29 protein-coding genes are annotated in these 24,016 nt (G+C 69.7%); 16 read left to right on the top strand and 13 right to left on the bottom strand.

Going from position 1 to position 24,016, the window contains the following annotated elements; genetic code table 11:
- The first annotated feature begins 2 nt into the window (after positions 1-2).
- The 4 genes from ABEA43_RS12565 to ABEA43_RS12550 all read left to right on the top strand — a co-directional run bounded on the left by ABEA43_RS12565 (position 3) and on the right by ABEA43_RS12550 (position 3,331).
- A complete protein-coding gene (locus tag ABEA43_RS12565) occupies positions 3-710 on the top strand; it encodes a dienelactone hydrolase family protein (RefSeq protein ID WP_345561325.1) in 708 nt (235 codons plus the stop codon).
- An 84-nt stretch (positions 711-794) separates the two neighbouring features.
- The gene (locus ABEA43_RS12560; protein WP_345561323.1) at positions 795-1,337 is read left to right on the top strand and encodes a VanZ family protein; all 543 of its coding nucleotides are present in this window, start codon (positions 795-797) and stop codon (positions 1,335-1,337) included.
- A 153-nt stretch (positions 1,338-1,490) separates the two neighbouring features.
- Entirely contained in the window at positions 1,491-2,243 is a 753-nt protein-coding gene (locus ABEA43_RS12555) for a GntR family transcriptional regulator (RefSeq protein ID WP_345561321.1), read from the top strand.
- A 527-nt stretch (positions 2,244-2,770) separates the two neighbouring features.
- Entirely contained in the window at positions 2,771-3,331 is a 561-nt protein-coding gene (locus ABEA43_RS12550; RefSeq protein ID WP_345561319.1) for an ASCH domain-containing protein, read from the top strand.
- Positions 3,332-3,371: 40 nt separating this feature from the next.
- Here ABEA43_RS12550 and ABEA43_RS12545 read toward each other — a convergent pair whose 3' ends face one another.
- Positions 3,372-4,388, bottom strand: coding sequence for a hypothetical protein (locus ABEA43_RS12545; protein WP_345561318.1), 1,017 nt, complete (start codon positions 4,386-4,388; stop codon positions 3,372-3,374).
- Positions 4,389-4,547: 159 nt separating this feature from the next.
- On the opposite strand from ABEA43_RS12545, the gene ABEA43_RS12540 reads away from it, so the two are divergent.
- Complete coding sequence (locus ABEA43_RS12540; protein WP_345561316.1) at positions 4,548-5,069, top strand: gamma carbonic anhydrase family protein; 522 nt, start codon at positions 4,548-4,550, stop codon at positions 5,067-5,069.
- Here ABEA43_RS12540 and ABEA43_RS12535 read toward each other — a convergent pair.
- The gene (locus ABEA43_RS12535) at positions 5,041-5,922 is read right to left on the bottom strand and encodes a DUF1349 domain-containing protein (RefSeq protein WP_345561315.1); all 882 of its coding nucleotides are present in this window, start codon (positions 5,920-5,922) and stop codon (positions 5,041-5,043) included. The two genes, ABEA43_RS12540 and ABEA43_RS12535, sit on opposite strands and share 29 nt — an antisense overlap.
- Positions 5,923-5,996: 74 nt before the next feature.
- On the opposite strand from ABEA43_RS12535, the gene ABEA43_RS12530 reads away from it, so the two are divergent.
- Both ABEA43_RS12530 and ABEA43_RS12525 read left to right on the top strand, forming a co-directional pair.
- Positions 5,997-7,322, top strand: a complete 1,326-nt coding sequence (locus ABEA43_RS12530; RefSeq protein WP_345561313.1) for a hypothetical protein — start codon at positions 5,997-5,999, stop codon at positions 7,320-7,322.
- A 215-nt stretch (positions 7,323-7,537) separates the two neighbouring features.
- Entirely contained in the window at positions 7,538-7,699 is a 162-nt protein-coding gene (locus ABEA43_RS12525) for a hypothetical protein (protein WP_020540796.1), read from the top strand.
- Between the two features lie 113 nt (positions 7,700-7,812).
- Here the strand turns inward: ABEA43_RS12525 and ABEA43_RS12520 are convergent, their stop codons facing one another.
- From ABEA43_RS12520 to ABEA43_RS12490, 7 genes are all read right to left on the bottom strand, one after another.
- On the bottom strand, positions 7,813-8,094 hold the full coding sequence (locus ABEA43_RS12520) for a metal-sensitive transcriptional regulator (protein WP_043615428.1): 282 nt from the start codon (positions 8,092-8,094) through the stop codon (positions 7,813-7,815).
- A gap of 45 nt (positions 8,095-8,139) precedes the next feature.
- Positions 8,140-9,207, bottom strand: a complete 1,068-nt coding sequence (locus tag ABEA43_RS12515; protein ID WP_345561308.1) for a glycosyltransferase — start codon at positions 9,205-9,207, stop codon at positions 8,140-8,142.
- Positions 9,204-9,998, bottom strand: a complete 795-nt coding sequence (locus ABEA43_RS12510) for a hypothetical protein (RefSeq protein ID WP_345561306.1) — start codon at positions 9,996-9,998, stop codon at positions 9,204-9,206. The genes ABEA43_RS12515 and ABEA43_RS12510 overlap by 4 nt, the downstream gene beginning before the upstream one ends.
- Positions 9,999-10,146: 148 nt before the next feature.
- Positions 10,147-12,252, bottom strand: a complete 2,106-nt coding sequence (locus ABEA43_RS12505; RefSeq protein ID WP_345561304.1) for a (Fe-S)-binding protein — start codon at positions 12,250-12,252, stop codon at positions 10,147-10,149.
- A gap of 137 nt (positions 12,253-12,389) precedes the next feature.
- Positions 12,390-12,998 (bottom strand): TetR/AcrR family transcriptional regulator, encoded by a 609-nt coding sequence (locus tag ABEA43_RS12500; protein WP_345561302.1) that lies wholly within the window; start codon positions 12,996-12,998, stop codon positions 12,390-12,392.
- 43 nt (positions 12,999-13,041) lie between these two features.
- Positions 13,042-13,863 carry a class I SAM-dependent methyltransferase gene (locus tag ABEA43_RS12495; RefSeq protein WP_345561299.1) on the bottom strand — a complete coding sequence of 274 codons (822 nt, stop codon included), beginning with the start codon at positions 13,861-13,863 and terminating at the stop codon, positions 13,042-13,044.
- Positions 13,860-14,669 carry a sugar phosphate isomerase/epimerase family protein gene (locus ABEA43_RS12490; RefSeq protein ID WP_345561297.1) on the bottom strand — a complete coding sequence of 270 codons (810 nt, stop codon included), beginning with the start codon at positions 14,667-14,669 and terminating at the stop codon, positions 13,860-13,862. Before ABEA43_RS12490 ends, ABEA43_RS12495 begins: the two co-directional genes overlap by 4 nt.
- 101 nt (positions 14,670-14,770) lie before the next feature.
- Between ABEA43_RS12490 and ABEA43_RS12485 the strand changes: the two genes are divergently transcribed.
- The 7 genes from ABEA43_RS12485 to ABEA43_RS12455 all read left to right on the top strand — a co-directional run bounded on the left by ABEA43_RS12485 (position 14,771) and on the right by ABEA43_RS12455 (position 19,561).
- Entirely contained in the window at positions 14,771-15,469 is a 699-nt protein-coding gene (locus ABEA43_RS12485) for a class I SAM-dependent methyltransferase (RefSeq protein ID WP_345561296.1), read from the top strand.
- A 41-nt stretch (positions 15,470-15,510) separates the two neighbouring features.
- Positions 15,511-15,879, top strand: a complete 369-nt coding sequence (locus ABEA43_RS12480; protein WP_345561294.1) for a MerR family transcriptional regulator — start codon at positions 15,511-15,513, stop codon at positions 15,877-15,879.
- A gap of 2 nt (positions 15,880-15,881) precedes the next feature.
- A complete protein-coding gene (trxA, locus tag ABEA43_RS12475) occupies positions 15,882-16,187 on the top strand; it encodes a thioredoxin (RefSeq protein ID WP_345561292.1) in 306 nt (101 codons plus the stop codon).
- A 53-nt stretch (positions 16,188-16,240) separates the two neighbouring features.
- The gene (locus ABEA43_RS12470; RefSeq protein WP_345561291.1) at positions 16,241-16,375 is read left to right on the top strand and encodes a hypothetical protein; all 135 of its coding nucleotides are present in this window, start codon (positions 16,241-16,243) and stop codon (positions 16,373-16,375) included.
- Between the two features lie 10 nt (positions 16,376-16,385).
- Positions 16,386-17,792 (top strand): DNA repair protein RadA, encoded by a 1,407-nt coding sequence (gene radA, locus ABEA43_RS12465; protein WP_345561289.1) that lies wholly within the window; start codon positions 16,386-16,388, stop codon positions 17,790-17,792.
- A 40-nt stretch (positions 17,793-17,832) separates the two neighbouring features.
- Positions 17,833-18,909 carry a DNA integrity scanning diadenylate cyclase DisA gene (gene disA / locus ABEA43_RS12460; RefSeq protein WP_345561287.1) on the top strand — a complete coding sequence of 359 codons (1,077 nt, stop codon included), beginning with the start codon at positions 17,833-17,835 and terminating at the stop codon, positions 18,907-18,909.
- Positions 18,910-19,000: 91 nt separating this feature from the next.
- Positions 19,001-19,561, top strand: a complete 561-nt coding sequence (locus ABEA43_RS12455; RefSeq protein WP_345561285.1) for a dihydrofolate reductase family protein — start codon at positions 19,001-19,003, stop codon at positions 19,559-19,561.
- Positions 19,562-19,570: 9 nt separating this feature from the next.
- Here the strand turns inward: ABEA43_RS12455 and ABEA43_RS12450 are convergent, their stop codons facing one another.
- Entirely contained in the window at positions 19,571-20,245 is a 675-nt protein-coding gene (locus ABEA43_RS12450) for a hypothetical protein (RefSeq protein WP_345561283.1), read from the bottom strand.
- Between the two features lie 78 nt (positions 20,246-20,323).
- On the opposite strand from ABEA43_RS12450, the gene ABEA43_RS12445 reads away from it, so the two are divergent.
- Positions 20,324-21,199, top strand: a complete 876-nt coding sequence (locus tag ABEA43_RS12445) for an HhH-GPD family protein (protein WP_345561281.1) — start codon at positions 20,324-20,326, stop codon at positions 21,197-21,199.
- 24 nt (positions 21,200-21,223) lie between these two features.
- Here ABEA43_RS12445 and ABEA43_RS12440 read toward each other — a convergent pair whose 3' ends face one another.
- Together ABEA43_RS12440 and ABEA43_RS12435 are read right to left on the bottom strand one after the other, a co-directional pair.
- Positions 21,224-21,643, bottom strand: coding sequence for a cupin domain-containing protein (locus ABEA43_RS12440; RefSeq protein WP_345561279.1), 420 nt, complete (start codon positions 21,641-21,643; stop codon positions 21,224-21,226).
- Positions 21,644-21,816: 173 nt separating this feature from the next.
- Positions 21,817-22,194, bottom strand: a complete 378-nt coding sequence (locus tag ABEA43_RS12435) for a cupin domain-containing protein (RefSeq protein WP_345561277.1) — start codon at positions 22,192-22,194, stop codon at positions 21,817-21,819.
- Positions 22,195-22,254: 60 nt separating this feature from the next.
- On the opposite strand from ABEA43_RS12435, the gene ABEA43_RS12430 reads away from it, so the two are divergent.
- Positions 22,255-22,725, top strand: coding sequence for a MarR family winged helix-turn-helix transcriptional regulator (locus tag ABEA43_RS12430; protein ID WP_345561275.1), 471 nt, complete (start codon positions 22,255-22,257; stop codon positions 22,723-22,725).
- Between the two features lie 78 nt (positions 22,726-22,803).
- Here ABEA43_RS12430 and ABEA43_RS12425 read toward each other — a convergent pair whose 3' ends face one another.
- Positions 22,804-23,670: a TIM barrel protein gene (locus ABEA43_RS12425; RefSeq protein WP_345561273.1), complete on the bottom strand. Its 867-nt coding sequence runs from the start codon at positions 23,668-23,670 to the stop codon at positions 22,804-22,806.
- Between the last annotated feature and the right edge of the window lie 346 nt (positions 23,671-24,016).

Raw genomic sequence — 24,016 nt, 5'->3', positions numbered from 1 at the left:
CAATGACGACCCGCACTGACAGAGTCACCGCCCACGACGGCTCCTTCGACGTCCGCCTGTGGCTGCCCGACGCGGGCAGCGGCCCCGGGATCCTGCTGGTGCAGGAGATCTACGGCGTCGGCCCCTACATCGAGAAGGTCGCGCTGGACCTGGCCGCCCGCGGCTACGTGGTGGGCGCGCCCGACCTGTTCTGGCGGCTGCGGCCGAACTGGCAGGGCGAGCACACCCCCGAGGGCACGCAGGCCGCCCTCGGCCTGGCCGCGGACTTCGACTTCGCGCAGGGCGTGGCCGACTGCGCGCTCACCGTCGCCCACCTGAACGCGCTGCCCGAGGTGCGCGGCGGGATCGGCACGCTCGGCTTCTGCCTGGGCGGCTCGATCGGCTACATGCTGGCCACCCAGGTCGAGCCGGCCGCCGTGCTGTCCTTCTACGGCTCGGCCGTGCCCGACGCGACCGGGCTCATGGACCGCATCGACGCGCCGCTCCTGCTGGTCTTCGGCGGCAGCGACCCCTACATCCGGCGTGACCGGGTGGCCGTCGTCGAGCAGGCCGCCGAGGGCCGGCCGAACGTCGTCGTCCACGTCGAGGAGGAGGCCGGGCACGCCTTCCACAACAGCGAGGCCCCGATGTTCCATCACCCCGAGGCGGCCGGGCGCACCTGGCAGATCGCGCTGGCCTTCCTGGACGAGCATCTGCCCGCGCGTCCGTGACCGTCCGCACTCTGGCCGCACTCCCGGAGACCTGTCCGAATGGACATCTTCCGGTACCCCTAGATCAATCGCCATCATGGTCGGATGGCGCGGACGTGGGAATTGTGGGGAAAGGTCATTATTGCTGGTACTTTTGCGCTCCCCCTGGCCTTGCTAGCAATCTTGCTCCTCTCCCGCCACCGCGCTCGCGCCGGCCATCCGGCGCCCCTGCGCACGTCGATCGCCGACGTCGGCATCGTGGTCGGGACCGCTCCCTGGATCTGGATGATCCTCACCCCGTCGAGCGGTCAGACCGGAGTCAGTCTCGTCCCGTTCAAGGATCTCGCCGACCTCGCCGCCGCGCCATGGGAAGCGGCGTTCGTGCAGGTGGGAGGCAATTTGCTGGTGTTCGCGGCGCTCGGCGCGCTGCTCCCGGTGCGCAGCCGCCGCATGTCCTCCGCGGCCCGCGTTGCGGCCCTCTCCGCGGCCTTTTCGGTCCTGGCCGAGCTGCTTCAGTACGTGCTCAGGCTCGGCAGATTCTCCTCCGTCGACGACGTCATACTCAACACGGCGGGGGCGGCGATGGCCGCGTTGGTTACTCGCCGCTGGTGGGCCGGTCGAATAGCGGCTAGGACCGTTCCAGGGTAACGGCCCGCGAAAACACTGCCGAATTCACCACATAGGCACGATCCGCTCAAAAGAAGCTCGCGACCAACCTCTGTATCTGTGCGATCGTGGACAAGACGGGGCAAGTTCTCTGGAGACGCCAGAACCTGGTTGGTGACAGAGGGTGATCATAACGTGTCTGAATCCCCGGTACCTCATGAGCCTCCTATTTACCGACGCATCGCCGATGGCCTCCGTGCCCGGATCCTGTCCGGCGAACTGCGCGACGGGGACCGGCTACCGGGCGAGAACGCGCTGATGGCCGAACACGCAATCGCACGAGCCACCGCCAGGCAGGCGCTTGCGGTACTCATCAACGAAGGGCTGGCGGTGCCCAGACGAGGCTCGGGGGTCTACGTGCGGCTCTTCAAACCGATTCGCAGGCACGGCTCCCGTCGCCTGTCCCGAGAGCAGTGGGGTCAGGGCCGGGCCATCTGGGACGCCGACGCCCGCGGCCGCCCTTTCACCGTGGACCGGGTCGAGGTGGTTCTGGAGCGCGCCACGGAGGAAGTGGCCGGCGTTCTGGAGAGCGGCGAGGTATGGGTGCGCCGCCGCCGCTACTCGGTCGACTCCAGACCCGTGCAACTGGCCACCTCCTACTTCCCCGCGCGCCTGGTCGAGGGCAGCGCGATCACCCTTCCCGACACCGGGCCCGGCGGCGTCTACGCCAGGCTCGGCGATCTCGGCATGCCACCCGCCCACTTCACCGAGGAGGTACGGGCCCGGATGCCGGGACCGCGCGAGACCGGGCTGCTCGACCTGCCGGGAGGCACGCCCATCATCGTCATCTCCCGCACCGCGTACACGTCGGGCGGGCTTCCCGTCGAGCTCAACGAGATGGTCCTCGACTCCGCCGCATACGTACTCCAGTACGACTTCGACGCGTAGTTCAAGGTGATCTGTCAAGCGATAGGTTGACCTGTCCATCACGATCATTGATATCTCTAGAGATGTGCCGCACCGTTTAGGGAGATGGAACCTCGCTTGGGGGCCGGGAAAGGCGGACAGCGATGTCCTTTGATCGGCACCTTGCCGAAATCGCCCGGGAAAACCCCCAGTGGACCATCTGGCGGAGCGATGCGGGCCGCTGGTGGGCCACGAGGCACCATCCGCTCAGCGCGGCGCAGCGCGATGCCGGATGTGCGATGACCATCGACGCGGACGACCCGGAGGCCCTGCGCGACCTCCTCAGAGACCAGGAGAGGCGGGCCGGCGAGCAGCATCGGTGGCGAGCCGGCCCCGCGCCCTCATGACGCGGGCCGTGGAGCGTTCCGCGGTCCGCGCCCACGAACAGCCCGGTGCCGGGTCCAGCGTCTCGGCGGCCCCGGTACCGGGCCTCCAATCAGGAGGGGCCACGAACGCGGAAGCCTCCGACCCTATCGGGGGCGGGGGCTTCCGCTCCGTACAGTCGGAGCATGCTGTTCGAACGGCGGTTGCGCGAGGGCGTCCTGGACGGGTCGATCACGCTGGCCTTCAGACGATGGAAGCGCCCCCAGGTCACGGCGGGCGGCCGCTACCGCATGGGCGACGGCCTGCTGGCCGAGGTCATCTCGGTCGAGGTCGTCGAGGACCTCACGGAAGAGGAGGCCAAGGCAGCGGGTTATGCCGACCGCGCGACGCTGCTGGCCGACCTCGCCGCGCGCGGCTCAGACCCCGTCCACCGCCTCGCCCTGCGCCTGGTGGCCGGGCCCGACCCGCGTGACGTGCTGGCCGCCACGGACGAGCTGACGCCCGCGGACGTGGCCGCCCTGAGCGCGCGGCTGGCCAGGATGGGCCCCTGGACGCGGCCCGTGCTGGAGCTCATCGCCCGGCGGCCGGGGGTGCGGGCCGCGGACCTGGCGCCGGAGGCGGGCCAGGAGGTCGCCGCGTTCAAGGTCAACGTCCGCAAGCTCAAGAACCTCGGGCTGACGATCAGCCTGGAGACCGGTTACCGCGTCTCACCGCGCGGCCAGGCTTACCTGCGGGCCACGACATGAAAGGGCCCCGCCGTACGTCGGCGGGGCCCGTTTGCCGTGGTTACTTGTGCGCCTCGGACAGGCGGATGATGTTCACGTCCGTGTCGTCGGAGACGACGGTCTTCGCCTGAGGAGCGTCCTCGCCCTGGGGCTCGTCGTCCTCCTCGATGATGACCCGCACGTCCTCCTGCGGCGACGGCCCGTCCTGCGGCTCCTGGGCCGCCGGCAGCGACGGCTGGACCGGCGGCGCCGTGACGGACTCGGGGATCAGCGTGCCCGCGGCCGACTCGGTGTGCATGAGGTCGCCCAGGACCGAGCTGATCTCCGTCAGCCGCCGCACGACCTCGGTGTGCGTGTTGGTCAGGTAGTCGACCCGGCGTCCCGCCTGCTCGTCGATGGAGGCGGTGCGCTGCTGCGCGTCCGCGAGCATCGACTCGGCGTCGTCGCGCGCGCTCCTGACGAGCTGCTCGGCCTGCGCGTTCGCGGACTGCAGCAGCTGCTCCGCCTCCGACTGGGCAGCTGACAGCACCCGCTCGGCCTCGGCCCGCGACTCGCGCAGGGCCTCCTCCGACTCGTTGCGGGCCGCGGTGAGCTGCTCCTCCGCGTCCGCGCCCGCCTGGGCCAGCATCCGCTCGGCCGCCGCCGTCGCCTCGCTCACCCGGCGCTCGGCCTCCGCCTGGGCGGAGGTGAGGATCTTGTCGGCGGTCTCGCGGGACGACGTCACGAGACGCTCGGCCTCCGACTTGGACGCGTCACGCACGCTCGCGGCCTCGGCCTCGGCGTCCTCCCGCTTGGCCGCGGCCTCCTCCTCGCCGAGCCGGAGGATCTGCGCGAGCCTGGGGCTCAGATCGTCGTAACTCTGCGGCGCCTCGACCATCCGCCGTCTGGCCTCTGCCAGCTCGATCCGGCCCTGTTCGGCCTGGTCGATCGCCCGCGCCAGCCGCTCTTCCAGATCCCTGACCTGGTTGCGGGTGCGGATCATGTAGTCGTGGACCTGACGGCGGTTGTAACCGCGCATCACGACTTCGAAGGTGTCCTCTTGCATCAGATCGGGGATGCTCTCGTGCTGGTTTGTCATGGGGGTTACCTAAGGGTGGTTTGCGTGAGGCGGGGGAAAACTGCGGCTTGTGAGGGTCTGACGACGAGACGTCAGGAAACGACTTTCCTGCCATCTGCCCACTTCCGCAACCGGAACGCCATACACGGGCCGCGGAGCTCGGGAATTACGATGTGTCGGATGTACATAGCAGCGTTGGATAACGGAGCAGTTCCAGACATACACCCTGAGGCGTACATCGCGCCTGGTGCCGTCGTTGTCGGTCGCGTACGAGTGGGCCGGGCGTCCAGCATCTGGTACGGCTCCGTTCTCCGTGGGGACGACGAGCGGATCGAGATCGGCGAAGAGTGCAACGTACAGGATCTGTGCTGCCTGCACTCCGACCCGGGTGAGCCGGCCATCCTGGAGGACCGGGTCAGCCTGGGCCACAAGGCCATGGTGCACGGTGCGCACGTGGAATCGGGAGCCCTGATCGGGATCGGCGCGATCGTGCTGGGCGGCGCCCACGTGGGAGCGGGGACGCTGGTGGCGGCGGGAGCGCTCGTGGGGCCGGGCAAGAAGATCCCGTCCGGCGTGCTGGTCGCCGGCGTGCCCGGAAAGATCGTGCGCGAGCTCACCGACGACGACCGGGCGTCTTTCGCCCGTACGCCGGACAACTATCAGGCCAAGGCGCTCAGGCACCGGCAGGCGTCATCGCTTTGATCAGGACCTCGTCCGACACCGAAGCGGTGTTGAGCGGGTCGGCGTACTCGGGCAGCTCCGGCCGCAGGAACCGGACGAAGTCGACGGTCAGCTTCAGGTCGGGCGTGCCCTTGACCTGCTTGGCGTTGGCCTTGGCGGCGTCCTTCTTGAGCAGGTTGTAGCTGTCCCAGTCGCTGTAGGCGGTGACGCCCCACTGCAGCACGTCGGGCAGGTTGGAGGGCCAACGGCGGCCGACCTTCCACTTGCCGCCGTCCTCCTTGTAGAGGGCGACGAAGACGCGGCCGACCCTGGCCAGCGCCAGGTCCACCCAGCCCGCCTTGACGGCCAGCTCCTGCGGTTTGGAGCTGCCGTCCTGGGTGTACTTCACCTCGACCTGGCCGCTCTTCTCGCCGGTGCCCGTGGTGACCGACACCCAGTTGGGCTTGGCGTACGAGCCGGGCTGGCGGGCCATCAGGCCGCCGAGGGAGAACTTGCGCTTGGGCTGGCCGCCCTTCTTGCCCTCGACCTTGACCCTGGCGTGCATGACGATGTCCCCGGCCAGCTCCTGGTAGACGAAGGGGCCGCGGAAGCCGTCGAACCAGGCCGAGGTCTTGGGCTCCAGGTACAGGGAGCCCTTCACGGTCTTGTTCACGTCGTACTTGGCGATCCTGTCGACGTCCTTCTCCGTCTCGCTGAGCTTGGTCCACATCGACAGGTCCGCCACGTCGGTGAACTCCGTCGAGGCCTCGCCCACCTCACCACCGGGCGCCGGCGGTGAGGCGTTGCTCAGCGTGAGCACGCCCGGTCCTGAGGGTGTCGGCTGCACTGCCGTGGTCGTCCCGCAACCGGCGAGCGCGCTCACGACTGCCAACATCCCTGCTACCTTCACCCTCATAGCGGACATTCTGCCGTGAAATGCCGATGGATGATCCGAGTACTCCCAGTACGATGACGGCCGTGCGACCTTGGGATGCGTTCACCTCCGCCGAGGCGGAGGTCCGTGCGATGGTCGCAGACCCCCGCTGGCAGGGGCTTTCCGTTCCCGACCGGGCCCACGTCCTGGCCGCCAGAATTCTTGTGACTCCCGATGGCGACAGGTGGCTCTTCGGCGCGCACGCGCGCTGGCACCTGCACGATCCCGGCGACGGCCGCTGGCATCTCGCGCCGCCGCCCAGGGGCACGCGGCCGCGCCAGGTGCAGCATCCGGCCGCGGTGCTGCCCGACGAGGTGGTCCCGCTCGGCCCCGACTTCCACGCCGAGCCGGGCTCCACCCAGGCGTTCATCGGACCCGACGTCTCCGAGCACCTCACCGAGCAGCTCAGGGTGCTGCTGCGGGCCAGCGGGCGCAAGTCCGAGCTGGACTATCCGCTCACGGCCTTCGGCGAGATCCTCGCCTCCGACGTGCCGAGCACGGTGGCGGCCATCTGGGGCACGATCATGTGGTGCGCGTACGCGCCGGCCTTCGACGGCAACGAGCGGCTGATCACCGTCTTCGGCGAATACCTGCGCCGCTCGCTGCCCGGCGACGAGTGGGTGCGCTGGCTGCCCGCGCCGCCGCTGATCGACCTGGTCACGCTCGTCGCCGAGCGCCTGCGGGCCGGCCGCTCGCGGGCCGCGCTCAGGCTCGCCGCGGTGATGGCCGACACCGCCCAGCTCCTGCTGTCCGACACCCGTTTCAGGCCGCGGGCGCTGGCGCTGCTCACGATGGTCGAGCCCGTGCTGCGCCGTCCTGGGCTCGACGACGACCTGCCGGACGACGAGGCGGTGCGCGCGGCGTGGCTGCGGCGCTGCCCGGCGCGGCTGGGGCGGGCGCTGTTCTGGGAGACCGACCCGGAGGCGCACTTCCGGCACGCCGTGTACGACCTGGCGGAGGCGCTGCGGTTCGCGCCCGACCCGGCCGGGGCCACCGCGGCGTTCCTCGCGGATCTGTCCGACTCCAAGGGGATGCTGCCGTCGCGGCTGGACCACCGGCTCAGGCTCGCCTACGAGGAGCTGGAACGCGCCGGGCTCACCGGCACGTCCGCCGGCGACTCGACCGAGCCGGACGGCTTCCCCATCCCCGCTCAGTCAGGCGGGGTCACGACCAAGCCCGCTCCGCTGCTGGAGGTGGCGCCGCCCGACAGGGGCAGCGCGGCGGCGGTGCTGGGGGCCGCGTACGCCACGGGGCTGGCGTGGGGCAGGCTGACCGGAGCCAGAATGCCGGCGCGCGGACTGGCCGGGCAGACGGCACTCGTACGCAGGTTGATCCATGAACGCGACGATCGCCACACGTAACCCACTATTATCGTTATTTCACTCTAACTCCGCCCGTATCGTCTTATCACTTGTGCGAACAGGAAATTCGCTGAATTGTGATCTCGGATTCGGGAAATGATCCCACCGGGGCCCCCGCGGCGCGGAAAGGAATGACTCCGATGGGCCATGTCGCCTGAAGGGCCTCCGCCGTAACCTCGTAGAGGGTGTGGGCTGCGGAAGGAAAGGACGACGCGGTGGGGCACGACGACCTGGACTCTCGGGTCCACGACCGTGTCGCGTTGGACGAGATTGCGCTCTACGCCGAGGTGCTCACCGCCGTGGCAGTCAGCGAGCGGCGGCTGACCTTGGACGAACTCGACGACGCGCTCGGATTGCGGACTTCGGCGAGCCGCTGAAGGACCATCACGATTACTAACTAGCCCCGGGGACCTAGTTCTGGAACTCAAAAGAGGACCGGGACCATGGTTTCCGGGGTTTCACATAACTAGTCAATCGCCAGCGCCGGATCCTACGAACGGACGAGTCTGGCGATCGCCGCGGACGCCTCTTTCACCTTCGCCTCCGCCTCCGGCCCGCCGCTGTTGATCGCGTCGGCCACACAGTGCGAAATGTGCTCCTCCAGCAGCCCGAGCGCCACCGCCTGCAGCGCCCGCGTCGCGGCGGAGACCTGGGTGAGCACATCGATGCAGTAAGCATCGTCGTCGACCATGCGCTGCAGGCCCCGGATCTGCCCCTCGATTCGCCTGAGGCGCGTCAAGTATGCCTGCTTGTCTCCGCTGTACCCATGCATGCTTCTACGGTACCCGTAACCCGTATAGCCGTCGGCGGCTCTCGCTCAACGGAGATCGGCGATCAGCTTCTCCCACTGCTCGGCCACCTCGTCCGCGGAGTGCCGTACGGCCGTGTCCAGCGCGCCCGCCGCGAGAGAGCGCCGCCTGCGCTCGTCGTCGATCAACGCCAGCAGCGCCGCCGCGTAGAGCTGCAGCTCGCCCTCCGACTCGGGCACCAGCACCCCGTTGTAGCCGGTCGCCACGAACTCCGTCGTCCCCCTGGCCCCGTCGAAGGCCACCACGGGCACGCCGCAGCCCATGGCCTCCAGCACGGTCATGCCGAGATCGCCGTTGCGCGAGGTGTTGGCCACGATCGACGCCTTGGCGAACTCGCCCGCCAGGTCCGGCGTCGTGCCCATGAAGTAGACGTGGTTGTGCAGGTCGAGGTCGCGGACCAGCGCGCGCAGCTGCCGCTCCTCCGGACCGCCGCCGTACAGCCTCAGCCGCCAGTCCGGCCGCTTGTCCGCCACGATCGCGAACGCCCTGATCAGCCGGTCGTACGCCTTGACGGGCACCCAGCGCCCACCGGCGGCCACGATCCTGTTGTCCATCCGCGAGCGCGGCCAGGGGCCGCTCGGCAGCGCGTCCAGCACGGAGTGCACGACAGGCCCGTCGGTGAGGAGCTTGGTCCACTCCTCCTGGGCCGAGTCCGTGGCCGTCACGACAGCGTTCAGGCGCGGGTAGAAGCGTTTGACGGGCCCCGGCACGGCCGGCCTGCCCCACTCCCTGGCGATCTTCAAGGTTTCACGTGGAGCGTGCCTGGCGGCCTGGACGCCGAGCCCCGGCCTGGTGGTGATCAGGACGTCGGACTTGAGGTTGCGCAGCAGCCGCCAGAACGCCACCTCGGTGCGTACCTGGCCGCGCGGGAGCAGGTGCCGGACGCCCGGCCTGACGTCGACCACGCTGCGCATGGTCACGTTGGGGCCGACGGGGAAGAACGGCTTCTCCTTCTGCCGCCTGATGCTGATCACTTCGACGTCGTGCCGCTCGGCCAGGGCGGTGGCCAGGTTGAGCGTGGCGCGCACGTCGCCGCGCATGGCGTACGCGGAGGCGAGGACCAGGCTGACCTTCATCCGCCCACCTCGATCCGCAGCTCGTCGTCGGCGGTGTAGCAGGGCCTGATGGGCACGCCGTCCACCTTGGCCGCGGGATAGTGCAGCCGGCGTCTCTTGCCGTCCACGTCGTCGAGCCGCGCGCCCAGGCGCAGCGGCGCAGGAACGCCCTCGACCTCCAGCGCCGGCTCCCAGATTCCCGCCGACTCGGGGTCGGCGGCCAGCACGTCCACGAGCGACACGGCCGCGTGGAAGCGCACGCCCTGCACGGTGGCCGTGGACGACACCCGTGCGCTCGTCTGGCGGCGGTCCAGGGTCAGCCTGGCCTCGTGGCGGAAGTCGTCGTCCTCCAGGCCGGTGTAGGCCAGCAGGCCCGTCACCTCGAAGCGGCCCTCCCTGAACCAGATGGCGCGCACCTCGGCCACCGGCTCGGCCTCGGCGATCTTCAGCGCCAGGAAGCCGTTGCGGGTGCGGTAGGAGCGGTAGGCGAGGGTCCGCTTGCACAGCGCGTACGCGTCGAGGTGGTCGAGCGAGAAGCCCGGATCGACGCTCGTCAGCCTGCTGCGTTTGCCGTCGTGGCGCAGGTAGGCGTCCCAGCGCCCGGCGCTGAGGTCCAGCGGCGCCAGGGAGACCGCCAGCGACGCCTCACGGGCCCGCGCACCCGGCGTGCCGAGCCGCACGTCGCGTTCGACTCCTGTGGTGCGATGCCTGAGCACGAGTTCGGTGCCGTCTTCCAGTGGTTCGTCGATGGCGAGTCGGAGGGAGAGCACGTCGGCCAGGGTGACTTCGGCGTCCGTGACCACGACGCGCATCACAAGCCCCCTCCCCGTCGAATAGAGCCATGCGACGTTGAGGTTACCGTGATTTTCCCGTTATGTGGATGGCAGATTTCTTGCACTGGGCCCCACTGACGTGCGGAACTCCTCCACATGGGCTGTGGAGGAGTCCGACTTTCCGTGGTCAGGAAGGTGCTTTGACCGATTTGATCAAGAGCTGGGCCACGTCCACGACTTCCAGCGATTCCTTGGCCTCGCCGGTGTTCTTCTTCTCGTTGATCGCGTCGCCGAGCATCACCATGCAGAAGGGGCAGGCGGTGGAGACGGTGTCGGGGTTGGTGGTCAGCGCCTCGTCCACGCGCTCGGTGTTGATGCGCTTGCCGATGCGCTCCTCCATCCACATGCGCGCGCCGCCGGCGCCGCAGCAGAAGCCGCGGTCCTTGTGGCGGTGCATCTCCTGGGTCTGCACGCCGGGGACCTTCGACATGATGTCGCGGGGCTGGGAGTAGACCTTGTTGTGGCGGCCGAGGAAGCACGGGTCGTGGTAGGTGATCTTCTCCTCGATCGGCGTGATCGGGGTGAGCAGCCCCTCGTCGACCAGCTTGGCCAGCAGCTGGGTGTGGTGCACGACCTCGTACGTGCCGCCGAGCTGCGGATATTCGTTGGCCAGCGTGTTGAAGCAGTGGGGGCAGGTGGCGACGATCTTCTTGACGCCCGCCTCGTTGAGCGTCTCGATGTTCTGCTGGGCGAGCATGTTGAACAGGTATTCCATGCCCAGGCGGCGGGCCGGGTCACCGGTGCACGCCTCCATCGGGCCGAGCACGGCGAACTTCACGCCCGCGATGTGCAGCAGCTCCGCGACCGCCTTGGTGGTCTTCTTCGCCCGGTCCTCCAGCGCGCCCGCGCATCCGACCCAGAACAGGTATTCCGTGTCCTCGGGCATCTTCTCGTCCACCAGCTCGACCTCGAAGTCGAGCTCCTCGATCCAGTCGGCGCGCTTCGTCTCGGACATGCCCCACGGGTTGCCCTTGTTCTCCAGGTTCTTCACCATCACCCCCGCCTCGGACGGGAACGACGACTCCACCATGACCTGGTAGCGGCGCATGTCGAGGATGTGGTCGATGTGCTCGATGTCCACCGGGCACTGCTCGACGCAGGCGCCGCAGTTGGTGCACGACCAGAGCACGTCGGGGTGGATCACGCCGTCCTCGCCGACGAGCGGCTTCTCCAGCAACGCCAGCACGTCGGTGTCCGTGTGCTCGACGCCGTTCGCGGCGGCCATGAGGTAGGGGGCCACCTTGAAGGCGTGGTCGCGCTGGTCGAGGATCAGCATCTTCGGGGAGAGCGGCTTGTCGGTGTTCCAGGCCGGGCACTGCGACTGGCAGCGGCCGCACTCCGTACAGGAGTAGAAGTCGAGGAAGCCCTTCCAGGTGGTGTCGCCGATCTTGCCGCGGCCGAGCCGCTCGGGGTCGAGGTCCTCGTCCTCGAAGTCGACCAGCTTGCCGTCCACGCGCATCTCGGGCGCGGCGCCGAGACCGTCAGGACGGCGCGAGAAGAGCACGTTGAGCGGGGCGGTGAAGATGTGCAGGTGCTTGGAGTGCACCACGATGACCAGGAACACCAGCATGAAGCCGATGTGCAGGAGCAGCGCGATCTCCTCCAGCAGCGCGGTCTGCGGCAGCACGTCGCCGAGCGCCAGCGAGACGAACGCCCCGGAGGAGTAGGGGAAGTTGCCGTTGGCGGCGGCGGCGCCACGGGCGAGGAAGAGCGTCCAGATGATGTTGAAGATCATGAACAGGACGAGCCACGCGCCGCCGAGGTGCGAGCCGGAGAAGCGGGAGCGGCGGCCGAGCTTGTCGGGTGAGTTCTTGATCCGGATGATCGCGAAGGCGACCAGGCCGAGCAGGCAGGCGACCGCGATGAAGTCCTGGAGGAAGCCGAGCGCGCCCCAGGTGCCGATGAGCGGGATGTGGAAGTCGGGCGTGCCGGTGATCGCGCCCTGGACGATCGCGCCGTACGCCTCGATGTAGACGGTCAGCAGGATGAAGAACGCCCACATGACGAAGAAGTGGGCGACGCCCGAAGGGGTCCACTTGAGCAGCTTCTTCTGCCCGAACACCTCGACGAGCTGCGCCTTGGCCTCATCGCCCGCGTGGGCCTTGGCGTATTCGATCCGCTCGGGCGCAGGTGGGCCCACGGTGGCGAGCTTGTACAGGAACAACGCCCTGCGGCCGGCGACGGCGACCGCCGCGACGGTCATGACAAGCCCGATGACGGCTACCCAGAGCACGGGGTCCTCCCAGGACGACTTTGGCTGTCAGCGTACGCTCACCCGCATCGCAGACCTCTCCCCTGATCCTACCCACGGGTAACATTTCCGGTGTACGCGACATACCCTAAGGTCATCGGCCACTCCAGAACAATGCTCTAGCCGGTGAAGTACCGCTGGATGGTCGGCCCGAGCAGCTCGACGAGCTCCTCGTGGTCGGCGCTCGCCAGCGGCTCCAGCTTGAGCACGTAACGGCCCATGATCACGCCGAACATCTGCGCGAACCCGGCCTCGACCCGCAGGTGCGGCACGCCCAGCCGGTCGGCCACCTGGTAGAGCAGCGCGTTCGTGATGAACTCCCTGAACATCCCGGCGGCCTGCTCGTTCGTCATGGCCGAGCGGATCAGCGCCACCAGCGGCTCGCGCGTCTCGGGCGCGGCGGTGACGTGCAGGATCAGGCGTACGAGCCGCTCGCCGATCTCCTCGCGCGGGCCGTCGAGCAGGACCGGGATGATCTCGTCAGGCGTGATCGGCAGCTGCATGGCCGCCGCGAACATGCCCTCTTTGGTGTCGAAGTAGTGGTGCACGAGGGCCGGATCGACCTTGGCCTCCCTGGCGATGCCGCGCACGGTGGCCTTGTCGAACCCCTTCTCGGCGAACACCCGGCGGGCGGCGGCGAGGATCTCGCCCCGCGTGTCGGCCGACCCCGGCCTCCGCCCGGGCCGCCGCCTGGTGGCGCTGCCACCTTCCCCGTCGAGCGTACTCATGCTGCACCTACTGGCCTCGATGCGGGAGGCGGGCTCGGTCGCCTCACCGGCCTACCGCCAGGTAGACGCGCATGGGGACGGAGAGCACGCCCTCGGGGAACGCCTTGCGGAGCTCCACGCGCTGGCGCTCGACCAGCTCGTCGGCGGTCTGCGGCGACATGGCCGCCATGTAGGAGTGGGAGCGCAGGCCGAGCAGGAAGTCCTCGATGCCGACCAGCCGCGTCCAGGGGATCCAGCGCTCCTCGATCACCTCGAAGGCCGAGGCGATCGGCGGCACCGACCACTCCTCGACGGCCGGCCCCCAGTAGGTGGGGACCGCCTCGGCCAGCCGGGCCTCGTAGGCCGCCAGCCAGTCGGCCTGGGCGGCGTGGTTGAGGTTCCAGCAGCCCACGATCGCGCCGTCGGGCCGCAGCACCCGCCTGGCCTCCGCGATCGAGACCACCGGGTCCAGCCAGTGCCACGACTGCGCGTAGGTCACCAGGTCGGCCACGCCGTCGGCGAGCGGCAGCGCGTTCCCGTCGGCCAGCACGGCCGCGACGGGCGGGGGATCAAGCCGCTCGTCCGCCCTGCTCTTCTCCCGCCCGCCGGCCCCGGCGTCCTCGCCGTCCGCCCGCGACACCAGCCGCGCGAGCATCTCGGCGCCCGGGTCGACGGCGATCACCTGCGCGCCGCGCGCCCTGAGCGCGCGGGTGAGTATGCCCGTGCCCGCCCCGACGTCCACGGTGGTGGCGCCGTCGAGATCGACGCCGGACAGCTCACTCAGCGCGCGGTACATCTCGTCGGGATAGGCGGGCCGGCCCGCGTCGTACGCGTCCGCCACGCTGTCGAACACCCGGCCCAGATCCTTGATCGGCCCCGCGCTCATCGGGACGCCGCCAGATACAGCCGGGCGAAGGCCAGCGCCTCGGCCAGGTCGTCGATCCGCTCGGTACGGCTGGCCGCCTTGCGCGTGTTGATCTCCAGCACCACCAGCCCCGAGTAGCCGTTGTTGGCCAGGCGCTCCAGCATCTGGGCGCACGGCTGGTTGCCCCTGCCCGGCACCAGGTGCTCGTCCTTGTTGGACACACCCAGCCCGTCGGCCAGGTGCAGGTGGGCCAGCCGGTCGCCGAGCTTGACGGCCATCTCCATGGCGTCGGAGCCCGACACGGCCGTGTGCGACAGGTCCAGGGTGACCTGCGGGAAGTCGTAGTCGATGGGATTCCAGTCGGGTGAATAGGGAACCACGTCGTTGCCCCTGGCCTTGAGCGGGAACATGTTCTCGACCGCGAACGCGACGCCTGTCTCGTCGCGCATCCTGGCCAGCCCGGTCTCGAAGTCGCGGGCATAGTCGCGCTGCCATCGGAACGGAGGATGGACCACGACCGTCGAGGCGCCCAGGCGCTCTGCCGCCTTCTGCGCCTTGACCAGCTTGGCCCACGGATCACGCCCCCAGACCCGCTGCGTCACGAGCAGGCAGGGCGCGTGGATGGCCAGGACGGGCACCTCGTAATGCTCCGAGAGCCGCTCGATCACGTCGATGTCCTGGCTCACCGGGTCGGCGCCGACCATGATCTCCACGCCGTCGTAGCCCAGGCGCGCGGCCAGCTCGAACGCGTCAGGAGTGCGTTCCGGATATACCGAAGCGGTGGACAATGCGATCTTCGCATTGGGCACGCGGATGACATCAGCCACGTTGCCAGCCTAAGCCGGTGGAGGCGATCTGGCGCGCGAGCCCCTCTGGTGGGCCACGTGAGACGGCTCACCAGAGGTAACAGAGCACCTACCGTTGAGACATGCCACGGATAGCGAAAGGTGCGATCCCGAGCCCGAATATCTGGAATACGCCCCAGGTCTACGAGCTGGAGAATCGCGCCGTCGACCCGGACTGCGCGGCCGACGCGGCCATGCGCGCGCTGCGGCCATGGGACGGCGCGACCGTGCTCGACATCGGCTGCGGCACGGGTTATCACCTGCCGGTCCTGGCCGCCGAGGCGGCTCAGGTGGTCGGCGTCGAGCCGCACGGCGATCTGGCCGGCCTGGCCCGCCGCCGCTGCGCCGGGCTGGCCAACGTGACGGTGCACGCGGCCACGGCCCAGGACCTGCCGCTGCCCGACGCGAGCGTGGACGTCGCCGTCGCGCGGTGGGCGTACTTCTTCGGGCCCGGCTGCGAGCCGGGGCTGCGCGAGCTGTCACGGGTGGTACGCCGCGGCGGCGCGGCCTTCGTCGTCGACCTGGACGCCGGGCGGGGGTCGTTCGGCCGGTGGTTCTCCCGTACCGTGCCGGCCTACTCCGTCCGCGAGGTCGAGTCGTTCTGGGACCGCCAGGGCTGGCAGCGACGCCCGCTGGACCTCCGGATGGCCTTCGAGCGGCGGGCGGACCTGGAGGCGGTGCTGCGCATCGAGTTCACGCCCGAGGTGGCCGAGCAGGCCATCGCCGAAACGCCTGGTCTGGAGCTCCCCTATCCGAACGTTCTGCGCTGGCGCTACTTCTGAGGCTTGACATTGACGTCGGTGTCAACGTTTACGGTGAGGGCATGCGCATCGGTGAGCTGGCGGAACGCACCGGAGTGAGCACCCGCTCGCTCCGCTACTACGAGCAGCACGGGCTGCTCAGCGCCCGCCGTGGGTCCAACGGCTACCGCGACTACAGCGAGGACGACGTCCGGCTGGTGTCCGAGATCAGGGCCCTGCTGAACGTCGGGTTCACGCTGGAGGACACCCGGCCGTTCGTGGACTGCCTGCGGCGTGGGCACAGCACGGGCGGCTCGTGCGCGGAGTCCGTCGAGGTCTACGAGCGCAAGCTGACCCAGATCGACGAGGAGATCCGCGTCCTGCTCGCCCGCCGCGCGGAGGTGGCCGCCCAGCTCGCCCAATCGTGCCCAGGTTGCTTCGTAAGGGGATGAAGATGATCACACTGACCACGGACAACTACGAGGAGCAGGTGCTCAAGAGCGACAAGCCGGTGCTGGTCGAGTTCTGGGCCGAATGGTGCGGGCCGTGCCGGATGGTGGGTCCTGTGCTGGAGCAGATCGAGGCCGAGCACGGCCTGACCATCGGCAAGCTCAACACCGACGAGAACCCCGAGATCATGGCCCGCTACGGCGTCATGGCCGTGCCGACGATGCTGTTGTTCGAGAACGGCGAGCCGGTCAAGCAGATCATCGGGGCCAAGCCCAAGCGCATGCTCGTCTCGGAGCTGGGCCTGGCGTAAACCCTCCGCCCGGGGTGGCGCGCGCCCTTCGCCCGGGCGGAGGTGAGCCGCTCGTGGTGGACGGGCGGGAGCTGCAGACCGCGAACGGGTTCGCCTATCACGCGCTGACCGGGCCGCTGGAGGTCACGGTGACGGTCCGGCCCGCGCCGTACGCGTGGGGCTCGAAGATTGTCAGTACATACCGCTAGCCTGCTCCGCATGGCCAAGACTGCCCAGAAGCCCGGATACCGCTGCGCCGAATGCGGCTGGCGCACCACCAAATGGGTGGGCAGGTGCGGTGAGTGCCAGGCCTGGGGCACGGTCGACGAGGAGGGCGCCCGCGGCGGGGTCAGCGTCGTCCAGGCGGGCGCCACCACCGCGCCCGCGCTGCCGATCGGCCAGGTCAAGGCCGAGCTGGCGGCGGCGCGCTCGACCGGCGTGGCCGAGCTCGACCGGGTGCTCGGCGGCGGCCTGGTGGCCGGCGCGGTCATCCTGCTGGCCGGCGAGCCCGGCATCGGCAAGTCCACGCTGCTGCTGCAGGCCGCGGCCCGCATCGCCGAGCGCGAGACGGTCCTCTACGTGACGGGCGAGGAGTCCGCGGCCCAGGTGCGCCTGCGCGCCGACCGCATCGGCGCGATCCAGGACCGCCTCTACCTCGCGGCAGAAACCGACCTGTCGGCCCTGGTCACCCATGTGGAGAAGGTGCAGCCGACGCTGCTGGTGGTCGACTCGGTGCAGACGGTCGGCTCCGCGCAGACCACGGGCGTGCCCGGCGGGGTGACGCAGGTCCGCGAGGTGGCGGCCAACCTGGTGCGCCTGGCCAAGGAGCGCAACATGGCCACCGTGCTCGTCGGCCACGTCACCAAGGACGGCACCATCGCGGGCCCGCGCACGCTGGAGCACCTGGTCGACGTCGTCCTCAACTTCGAGGGCGACCGCCACTCCAGGCTGCGCATGGTCCGCGCGATCAAGAACCGGTTCGGCGCCACCGACGAGGTCGGCTGCTTCGACCTGCACGAGGGGGGCATCGAGGGCATCACCGACCCGAGCGGCCTGTTCGTCTCGCGGCGCAGCGAGCCGGTGCCCGGCACCTGCGTCACCGTCACGGTCGAGGGCACCCGCCCGCTCCCGGCGGAGGTCCAGGCTCTGGTCGCGCGCACGGATGCGCAGCAGCCCAGGCGCACCTCGTCGGGGCTCGACACCTACCGCGTGCAGATGATCCTGGCCGTCCTGGAGCGCAGGCTCAACGCCCGGCTCAGCGGCTGCGACGTGTTCACCGCGACCGTCGGCGGCATCAAGCTGGCCGATCCCGCCGTGGATCTGTCGGTCATGCTGGCCGTCGCCAGCGCCGCAGGGGACAAGCCGCTGCCCGCCGGGCTGGTCGCGCTCGGCGAGGTGGGCCTCGCGGGCGAGCTGCGCCCGGTCAAGGACGTGCGCAGGCGACTGATGGAGGCGGCCAGGCTGGGCTTCAAGCGCGCCCTCGTGCCGGCCGGATCCCTTGAAGAGGGCACCCGTAAACACGCCGGGCAGCGGTCGCTGGTGCCGGTCGGGCCGGTCGCGTTCGCGCCCGGGTTCGAGGTCGTCCAGGCAGAGAACGTCTGGGACGCTCTCACACACGTCACATAGCACGGCTAAGCTGAGCTTGACCGATCGACACGGGGGTCAGGTGGATAGGAGTCTTGACGACCGCCGTCGCGAAGCCCTGGCCGCTGTGGCGCCGGGCACACCATTGCGCGACGGCCTGGAGCGGATCCTGCGCGGGCAGACCGGCGGGCTCATCGTGCTCGGCTACAACAGGGTCGTCGAAGAGGTCTGCAGCGGCGGTTTCGAGCTCGACGTCGAGTTCTCCGCCACCAGGCTGCGCGAGCTGGCCAAGATGGACGGCGCCATCGTGGTGAGCGGCGACCAGAAGATCGTGCGCGCCGCCGTGCATCTCGTGCCCGACCCCTCCATCCCCACCGACGAGTCCGGCACCCGCCACCGCACCGCCCAGCGCGTCGCCAGGCAGACCAGCCTGCCCATCATCGCGATCAGCAAGTCGATGCGGATCATCGCCCTCTACCTCGACGGCATCCGCTACGTCCTGGAGGAGTCCGCGGCGATCCTGTCCAAGGCCAACCAGGCCCTGGCCACGCTCGAACGCTACAAACACCGTCTTGACGAGGTCTCCGGCACGCTGTCGGCCCTGGAGATCGAGGACCTGGTCACGGTTCGCGACGTGTCCGCCGTCGCGCAGCGCCTGGAGATGGTCCGCCGCATCTCCGACGAGATCAAGGGCTACGTGGTGGAGCTGGGCACGGACGGCCGGCTGCTGTCCCTCCAGCTCGACGAGCTGGTCGCCGGGGTCGACTCGGAGCGCGAGCTGGTGATCCGCGACTACCTGCCGGCTCCCTCCGGCCGCCGCCAGCGCCGCCTCGTCGAGGCCATCCACGAGCTCGACAAGCTGTCGGGCGGCGAGCTCCTCGACCTGTCGACCGTGGCCCACGTGCTCGGCCACAACGGCACGGAAAAGCTCGACAGCCCGGTGAGCCCGCGCGGCTTCCGCCTCCTGGCCAAGGTCCCCCGGCTGCCCGCCTCCGTGGTCGACCGCCTGGTCAACCACTTCGGCGGCCTGCAGAAGCTGCTGGCGGCCAGCATCGACGACCTGCAAGCCGTGGGCGGAGTCGGGGAGTCCAGAGCGCGCAGCGTCCGGGAGGGCCTGTCTCGCCTCGCCGAGTCCTCCATCCTCGAACGCTACGTCTGAGCGGAAAAATCTCCGGGCCGGATGTAGAGAACCGGCTTCCGGCTCCGACCTCCGTACGCAAGCGAAGCGGGACCAGGCGAAGGAGCCGGACATGCGTAAGATCGTCTTCTGGGTGCACACGTCGATCGACGGGCACATCGACGGGCCGCAGGGCGAGTTCGACTGGCCGGTGATGGGCGATGAGCTGTCGGCGTACTCGGAGGCGCTGACCGAGCGGGTCGACACCTTCCTGTACGGGCGGGGCGTATGGGAAGGCATGGCGGCCTTCTGGCCCACCGCCGAGTCGGTCTCGGATCATCCGCACGTGCTGAAGTTCGCCCCGATCTGGCGTGACATGCCGAAGATCGTCTTCTCGACCACGCTGAAGGACGCCGGCTGGGGCGCCACGGTCCTCGGCCAGAACCTCGCCGAGGAAGTGGCCGAGCTCAAGCGGCAGCCCGGCAAGGATCTGCTGCTGACCGGCGGCTCGGCCCTGGCCGCCGCGCTCACCGAGCACGGCCTGATCGACGAGTACCACATCGCGGTGCACCCGGTCGTGCTCGGCGGCGGCCGGCCGCTGTTCGCCGTCGGCGCGGAACGGCTCGGCCTGCGGCTGGTCGAGTCACGCACCTGCGACGCACAGATCGTGATCATGCGCTACGACCGCGCCTAGGGTCTTGGGCTAACGGAGGTGGAAGACGCCCTTGGTGCTGCGCAGCTTGCCCATCCGGACCGTGGCCACGTACGTGCCGGGCAGCGCCATGGCCGGCGTGCTGCGGCAGTCGGTGCTGGAGCGGCGGCGGTCCCAGTCGAGCGACCTGACGTACGGCACTCCGCGCTGGAGCTGCTGCACCTCCGCGCCCGGCCCGCTCACGCAGTCGGCGGTGGACCAGATCCGGTCCGCCCCCGAGGTGATGCGGATCTCCATGGCGCGCGGGCCCACGTCGGCCGTGCACATGACGGGCCCGGTGTTCACCAGCGTGACCAGGAAGCTGGGCTTGGCGCCTGCCGCGTAGATCTGCTCCTGGCCGCCCTGCATGCTGAGCACCAGGTCCTCCTCGGCACACACCTCACCGGGCCGCTTCGGCCGGGCGGCCGGGGACGTCTTGGGTGCTGTGGGAGTGGGCGTCGGGCTCGTGGTGCCCATGGCGAGGGTGCGCAGGCCCGCGAGCAGCGGATCAGTGTTGGGAGTGACGCTGGGTGACGCCTGTGCGCTGGACGTGCGCTCCGGCCCGCTGCTCCCGCTTGAGCACGCCCACGCCACCACGGCCACCACGACGAGCACCGCCACCAGCACGCTCATCCGCCGCCGCCAGTAGACGTCACCGCCGTCCGCACGCATCGTATCCGGATCCATACGCTCAGCATGGTAATCGCGAAGCTGCGAGGAGTGACGACACGCCGAGCCCAATCAACTAGGCATACCCTTGACCCTGTGGTTGAGTCGAACCTCCTGCACGCCCCCGTTCTGGACTGGTACGAGGACAACGCCCGAGACCTCCCGTGGCGTGCCTCCGACGCGACCCCGTGGGGCGTGCTGGTCAGCGAGATCATGCTCCAGCAGACCCCGGTCGTGCGCGTCCTGCCGATCTGGCACGAATGGATGGCCCGCTGGCCCACGCCCGAGGCGCTGGCCGCCGAGCAGCCCGGTGAAGCCGTACGGCACTGGGGCAGGCTCGGCTATCCCCGCCGCGCGCTGCGCCTGCACGCCTGCGCGAAGGCCATCACCGAGGAGCACGGCGGCGAGGTGCCGTCCGACCACGCGACCCTGCTGGCCCTGCCGGGCATCGGCGAGTACACCGCCGCCGCGGTCGCCAGCTTCGCCTACGGCGGCCGCCATGCCGTGCTGGACACGAACGTCCGCAGGGTGTTCGCCAGGGCGGTGAGCGCGGAGGAATACCCGCCCACGGCCACCTCGGCGGCCGAGCGGCGGCTGGCCGACACCCTGCTGCCCGAGCTGGGAGCGGCCCGCTGGGGTGTGGCGGTGATGGAGCTGGGCGCCCTGGTCTGCACGGCCCGCTCACCGCGCTGCGCCGACTGCCCGATCACCCACCTGTGCGCCTGGCGCCTGGCCGGCAAGCCGCCGCACGCCGGGCCCGCGCGCAAGGGCCAGACGTACGCGGGGACCGACCGCCAGTGTCGCGGCCGGCTCCTGGAGGTGCTGCGCTCGGCGCATGGCCCGGTGCCCAAGGCGGCGCTCGACGTCGTGTGGGACGACGCGGTGCAACGTGAGCGCGCCCTCGACGGCCTCATCACCGACGGCCTGGCCGAGCACCTCGACGACGGCACCTACCGCCTCCCCCACGCCTGACCACCGCCGGGACGCCGGCCGCCCTTACCGAATCCAGGGCGGGACGATGCGTTCGGCGTCCTTGGGGGCCAGATCGCACGCGTCGGGCTCCGAGACGCCGCCCGGGTTGTAGACCTCGGCCCCGGGCGGCGCGACCACGATCGCGGCGAACCCGGCCGCCGAGTCGGCGAACAGCTGCCGGCTCACGTCCGCGGGCAGCACCATGGTGTCCCCCGCGGCGACCTCGAACCGCTCTCCGCCCAGCTCGACGACGGCGGCCCCGTCGAGCCACGTCCACACCAGCTCGGCGTCGAACGCGTGCACCGGCCCCACCATGCCGGGCTTGGCATCCACCCGCCACACGGCCTGCCCGGCCATCCCCTGCGTGGGCGAGGCCAGCGTGGTCATGACCCCGTTGGGCGTCTCGACCCTGCGCCGATCAGCCGACTGAACAACAGACTTCATCAACGATCCCCTTCCTGCACGTTCCCTGACACCCTTCACGGCCACGCGAGACCCTCCACGACCCTTGCGCGGCCATTCGCGGCCTGCACCATTCGCGGCCCTGCACGGCCATTGCCTGGCCATTCGCGGCCCTTGACGGCCATTGGCGGCCGTTCGCGGGCCTTTACCGACCTTCACGCGATCCACGGCGGGACGCCGTAATCGGCTCCGTCCGCAGTCATGGCCCTGGCGCCGGCCGGAGCCGTGACGACGGCCGTGTAGCCGCCGTCCGCGTCGGCCAGCACCCGCCGCACCGTGCGGGCAGGCATGACGACGACGTCTCCGGCCGCCACGGCGAACGTCTCGCCGCCCAGCTCGACGGTCGCCGCCCCTTCGATCCAGCTCCATACCTGCTCGCTGTCGAAATCGTGCACCGGCCCGACAGCCCCCGGCTTGGCCTCCACCTTCCAGAGCGACCGCGAGGCCCCTCCCTGCGTCGGCGAGGCGAAGGTCGTCATGACCCCGCCAGGCGTCTCGGACCGCCGAGCCTGCGCGTCACGTATGACAGTCACGCGTCCAACCCCCTAAGATAGGCAACCACGTTGTCCATATAGTTAACCAGGTTGTCTATCGTGTCAAGTGACGTCCCCGGCTTCGAGCTACCGTTGCGCCTGCTGCTCGCGTTCAGGATGCTGATCGACGAGTTGCACGCCGAGCTGGCCCGGCAGGGGCATCCGGATATCCGGCCCATGTACGGGTTCGTCATGCAGGCCATCGGCCCGGGCGGCACCACGGCCGTCGAGCTGGGCCGTACGCTCGGCGTCTCCAAGCAGGCCGCGGGCAAGACGATCGACACCCTCGAACGCCTCGGCTACGTGGAACGCACCGCCGATCCCGGCGACACGAGACGCAAGATCACCCGGCTCACCCCGTACGGACTGGATGCCCTGTACCGCTCGGCCCGCATCTTCGACACCCTCCGCGCGCGCTGGGCAAGCGAACTGGGCGAGGACCGGCTACGGGCGCTGGAATCGGACCTGCGCAAAATGACCCCGGCCAACCTGTGGCGCCTCGACACCCCCGGCTGGTTCGGCAGCCTCTGAACAGCCCAAAGCCGCCCAACGGCCCCGCGAGGAGCCGTTGGACGGCGGAAAGAGGTTTCCAGCCGAAGAAGCGGACGGTCAGGCGGCGAGCTGGAGACCCAGGCTCGTCAGGTTGGTACGGGCCCACGCCAGCTCCTCCGCCAGCAGCGAAACCAACGCCCCGGGCCCCTTGGCCCGGCCGGGCACCATCAGGTTGTGCGTCTCGACCTCGATGTGCGCATTCCCGCTGACCGCCCCCGAAAGCATGGCCGTCATCGTGTCGTGCAGCACCGCGCCCGTGCTGGGCGTCTCGCCTGTGTGGTTGTGCACGTGCCCGAGCTTGACCACCGGCGCACCGGCCGCGGCCAGTCCTCTGAGTGCCGCGCCCGGCTCCTCGGCGCCGCAGGTGAGATTGCAGGCGTCCAGGCACACTCCGAGGTGCTCGGAGTCGATGCCGCACACCCGCTCAAGCGCCTGCTCGGTCGTCTCCAGCACGCACCCGGGCCACGGCTCGAACCCGACCCTGATCGTCTTGCCCGTCACGCTGTAGATGCCGCGCAGCTCGCGGGCCAGCCGCTCCAGCCGGCGGGTGGCGATGGAGTGCAGGTCGGCGGGCCAGTCACGCCGCCAGCCGATCGGAATCGTGGAGATGCTCCCGAACCGCACGTCCTCCGGCAGCAGGAACGCCAGGATCTTGGCGAGCGCCATGGTGTAGCGGTAGCGCTCGGGCTTGGCCCAGTCGGGGCCGGGGACCTCCTGGTTGCGGCCGCCGGTGCCGTTGAGGCTCACGACCTCCAGGCCGCGCTCCTCCAGGGAGCGGCGCAGCCGTACCAGCTCGATGCGGTCGGCTGTGAGGTGGTCGGCGACGCTGGGTGCGAGCCACAAGCCGATGCCCATCCGCTCCACGCCCAGCCGCTTGCGCACCGGGACCGCGTAACGGGTGAGATGGGCGATCAAGTTCTCCAAGTCTTCAGCGGGGTGGACGCCTGCGTTATAGGCGAGGTGAACGAGCGTTCCGTCAGCGTGACGCAGGCGCATCGGTTTCCTCCACGGCTTGCTTTAGTGTTCCCGTCGCCCGCCTCGGACGTGCGAACCCTGTGAGCATGCCTGCTTGCGGGTGACGCACGCGTCCGCCCTGAGTTGATTTCTTACTACTCCCCAGGGAGCAGCCCTCAGCCTAGGAACACGATCTTGTGGCTCACTTGGATGAGACTTGGCGAAGCTCTACGCAGTGTAGTACTACTCGCGGTGGTGCGATACCCGATCGCCCAACAATTACGCAACGGCCGCATCCGGCCCCACTTCGCCCACG

It is taken from the genome of Nonomuraea rosea (assembly GCF_039539705.1).
Classification (GTDB): domain Bacteria; phylum Actinomycetota; class Actinomycetes; order Streptosporangiales; family Streptosporangiaceae; genus Nonomuraea; species Nonomuraea rosea.
Note: the sequence above shows the minus strand (reverse complement) of the source record. Positions and strands in the feature narration are given on the sequence as shown.

What these genes read in the sequence shown, in the direction of transcription:
- ABEA43_RS12485 (WP_345561296.1), top strand. Translation starts at nt 14,771, where the DNA reads ATGCCACGGATAGCGAAAGGTGCGATCCCGAGCCCGAATATCTGGAAT.
- ABEA43_RS12510 (WP_345561306.1), bottom strand. Translation starts at nt 9,998, where the DNA reads ATGCGCGTCGTGGTCACGGACGCCGAAGTCACCCTGGCCGACGTGCTC.
- trxA (WP_345561292.1), top strand. Translation starts at nt 15,882, where the DNA reads ATGATCACACTGACCACGGACAACTACGAGGAGCAGGTGCTCAAGAGC.
- ABEA43_RS12455 (WP_345561285.1), top strand. Translation starts at nt 19,001, where the DNA reads ATGCGTAAGATCGTCTTCTGGGTGCACACGTCGATCGACGGGCACATC.
- ABEA43_RS12540 (WP_345561316.1), top strand. Translation starts at nt 4,548, where the DNA reads ATGTACATAGCAGCGTTGGATAACGGAGCAGTTCCAGACATACACCCT.
- ABEA43_RS12560 (WP_345561323.1), top strand. Translation starts at nt 795, where the DNA reads ATGGCGCGGACGTGGGAATTGTGGGGAAAGGTCATTATTGCTGGTACT.
- ABEA43_RS12500 (WP_345561302.1), bottom strand. Translation starts at nt 12,998, where the DNA reads ATGAGTACGCTCGACGGGGAAGGTGGCAGCGCCACCAGGCGGCGGCCC.
- ABEA43_RS12535 (WP_345561315.1), bottom strand. Translation starts at nt 5,922, where the DNA reads ATGTTGGCAGTCGTGAGCGCGCTCGCCGGTTGCGGGACGACCACGGCA.
- ABEA43_RS12480 (WP_345561294.1), top strand. Translation starts at nt 15,511, where the DNA reads ATGCGCATCGGTGAGCTGGCGGAACGCACCGGAGTGAGCACCCGCTCG.
- ABEA43_RS12520 (WP_043615428.1), bottom strand. Translation starts at nt 8,094, where the DNA reads ATGCATGGGTACAGCGGAGACAAGCAGGCATACTTGACGCGCCTCAGG.
- ABEA43_RS12495 (WP_345561299.1), bottom strand. Translation starts at nt 13,863, where the DNA reads ATGAGCGCGGGGCCGATCAAGGATCTGGGCCGGGTGTTCGACAGCGTG.
- ABEA43_RS12450 (WP_345561283.1), bottom strand. Translation starts at nt 20,245, where the DNA reads ATGGATCCGGATACGATGCGTGCGGACGGCGGTGACGTCTACTGGCGG.
- ABEA43_RS12515 (WP_345561308.1), bottom strand. Translation starts at nt 9,207, where the DNA reads ATGAAGGTCAGCCTGGTCCTCGCCTCCGCGTACGCCATGCGCGGCGAC.
- ABEA43_RS12565 (WP_345561325.1), top strand. Translation starts at nt 3, where the DNA reads ATGACGACCCGCACTGACAGAGTCACCGCCCACGACGGCTCCTTCGAC.
- radA (WP_345561289.1), top strand. Translation starts at nt 16,386, where the DNA reads ATGGCCAAGACTGCCCAGAAGCCCGGATACCGCTGCGCCGAATGCGGC.
- ABEA43_RS12530 (WP_345561313.1), top strand. Translation starts at nt 5,997, where the DNA reads ATGACGGCCGTGCGACCTTGGGATGCGTTCACCTCCGCCGAGGCGGAG.
- ABEA43_RS12440 (WP_345561279.1), bottom strand. Translation starts at nt 21,643, where the DNA reads ATGAAGTCTGTTGTTCAGTCGGCTGATCGGCGCAGGGTCGAGACGCCC.
- ABEA43_RS12550 (WP_345561319.1), top strand. Translation starts at nt 2,771, where the DNA reads ATGCTGTTCGAACGGCGGTTGCGCGAGGGCGTCCTGGACGGGTCGATC.
- ABEA43_RS12545 (WP_345561318.1), bottom strand. Translation starts at nt 4,388, where the DNA reads ATGACAAACCAGCACGAGAGCATCCCCGATCTGATGCAAGAGGACACC.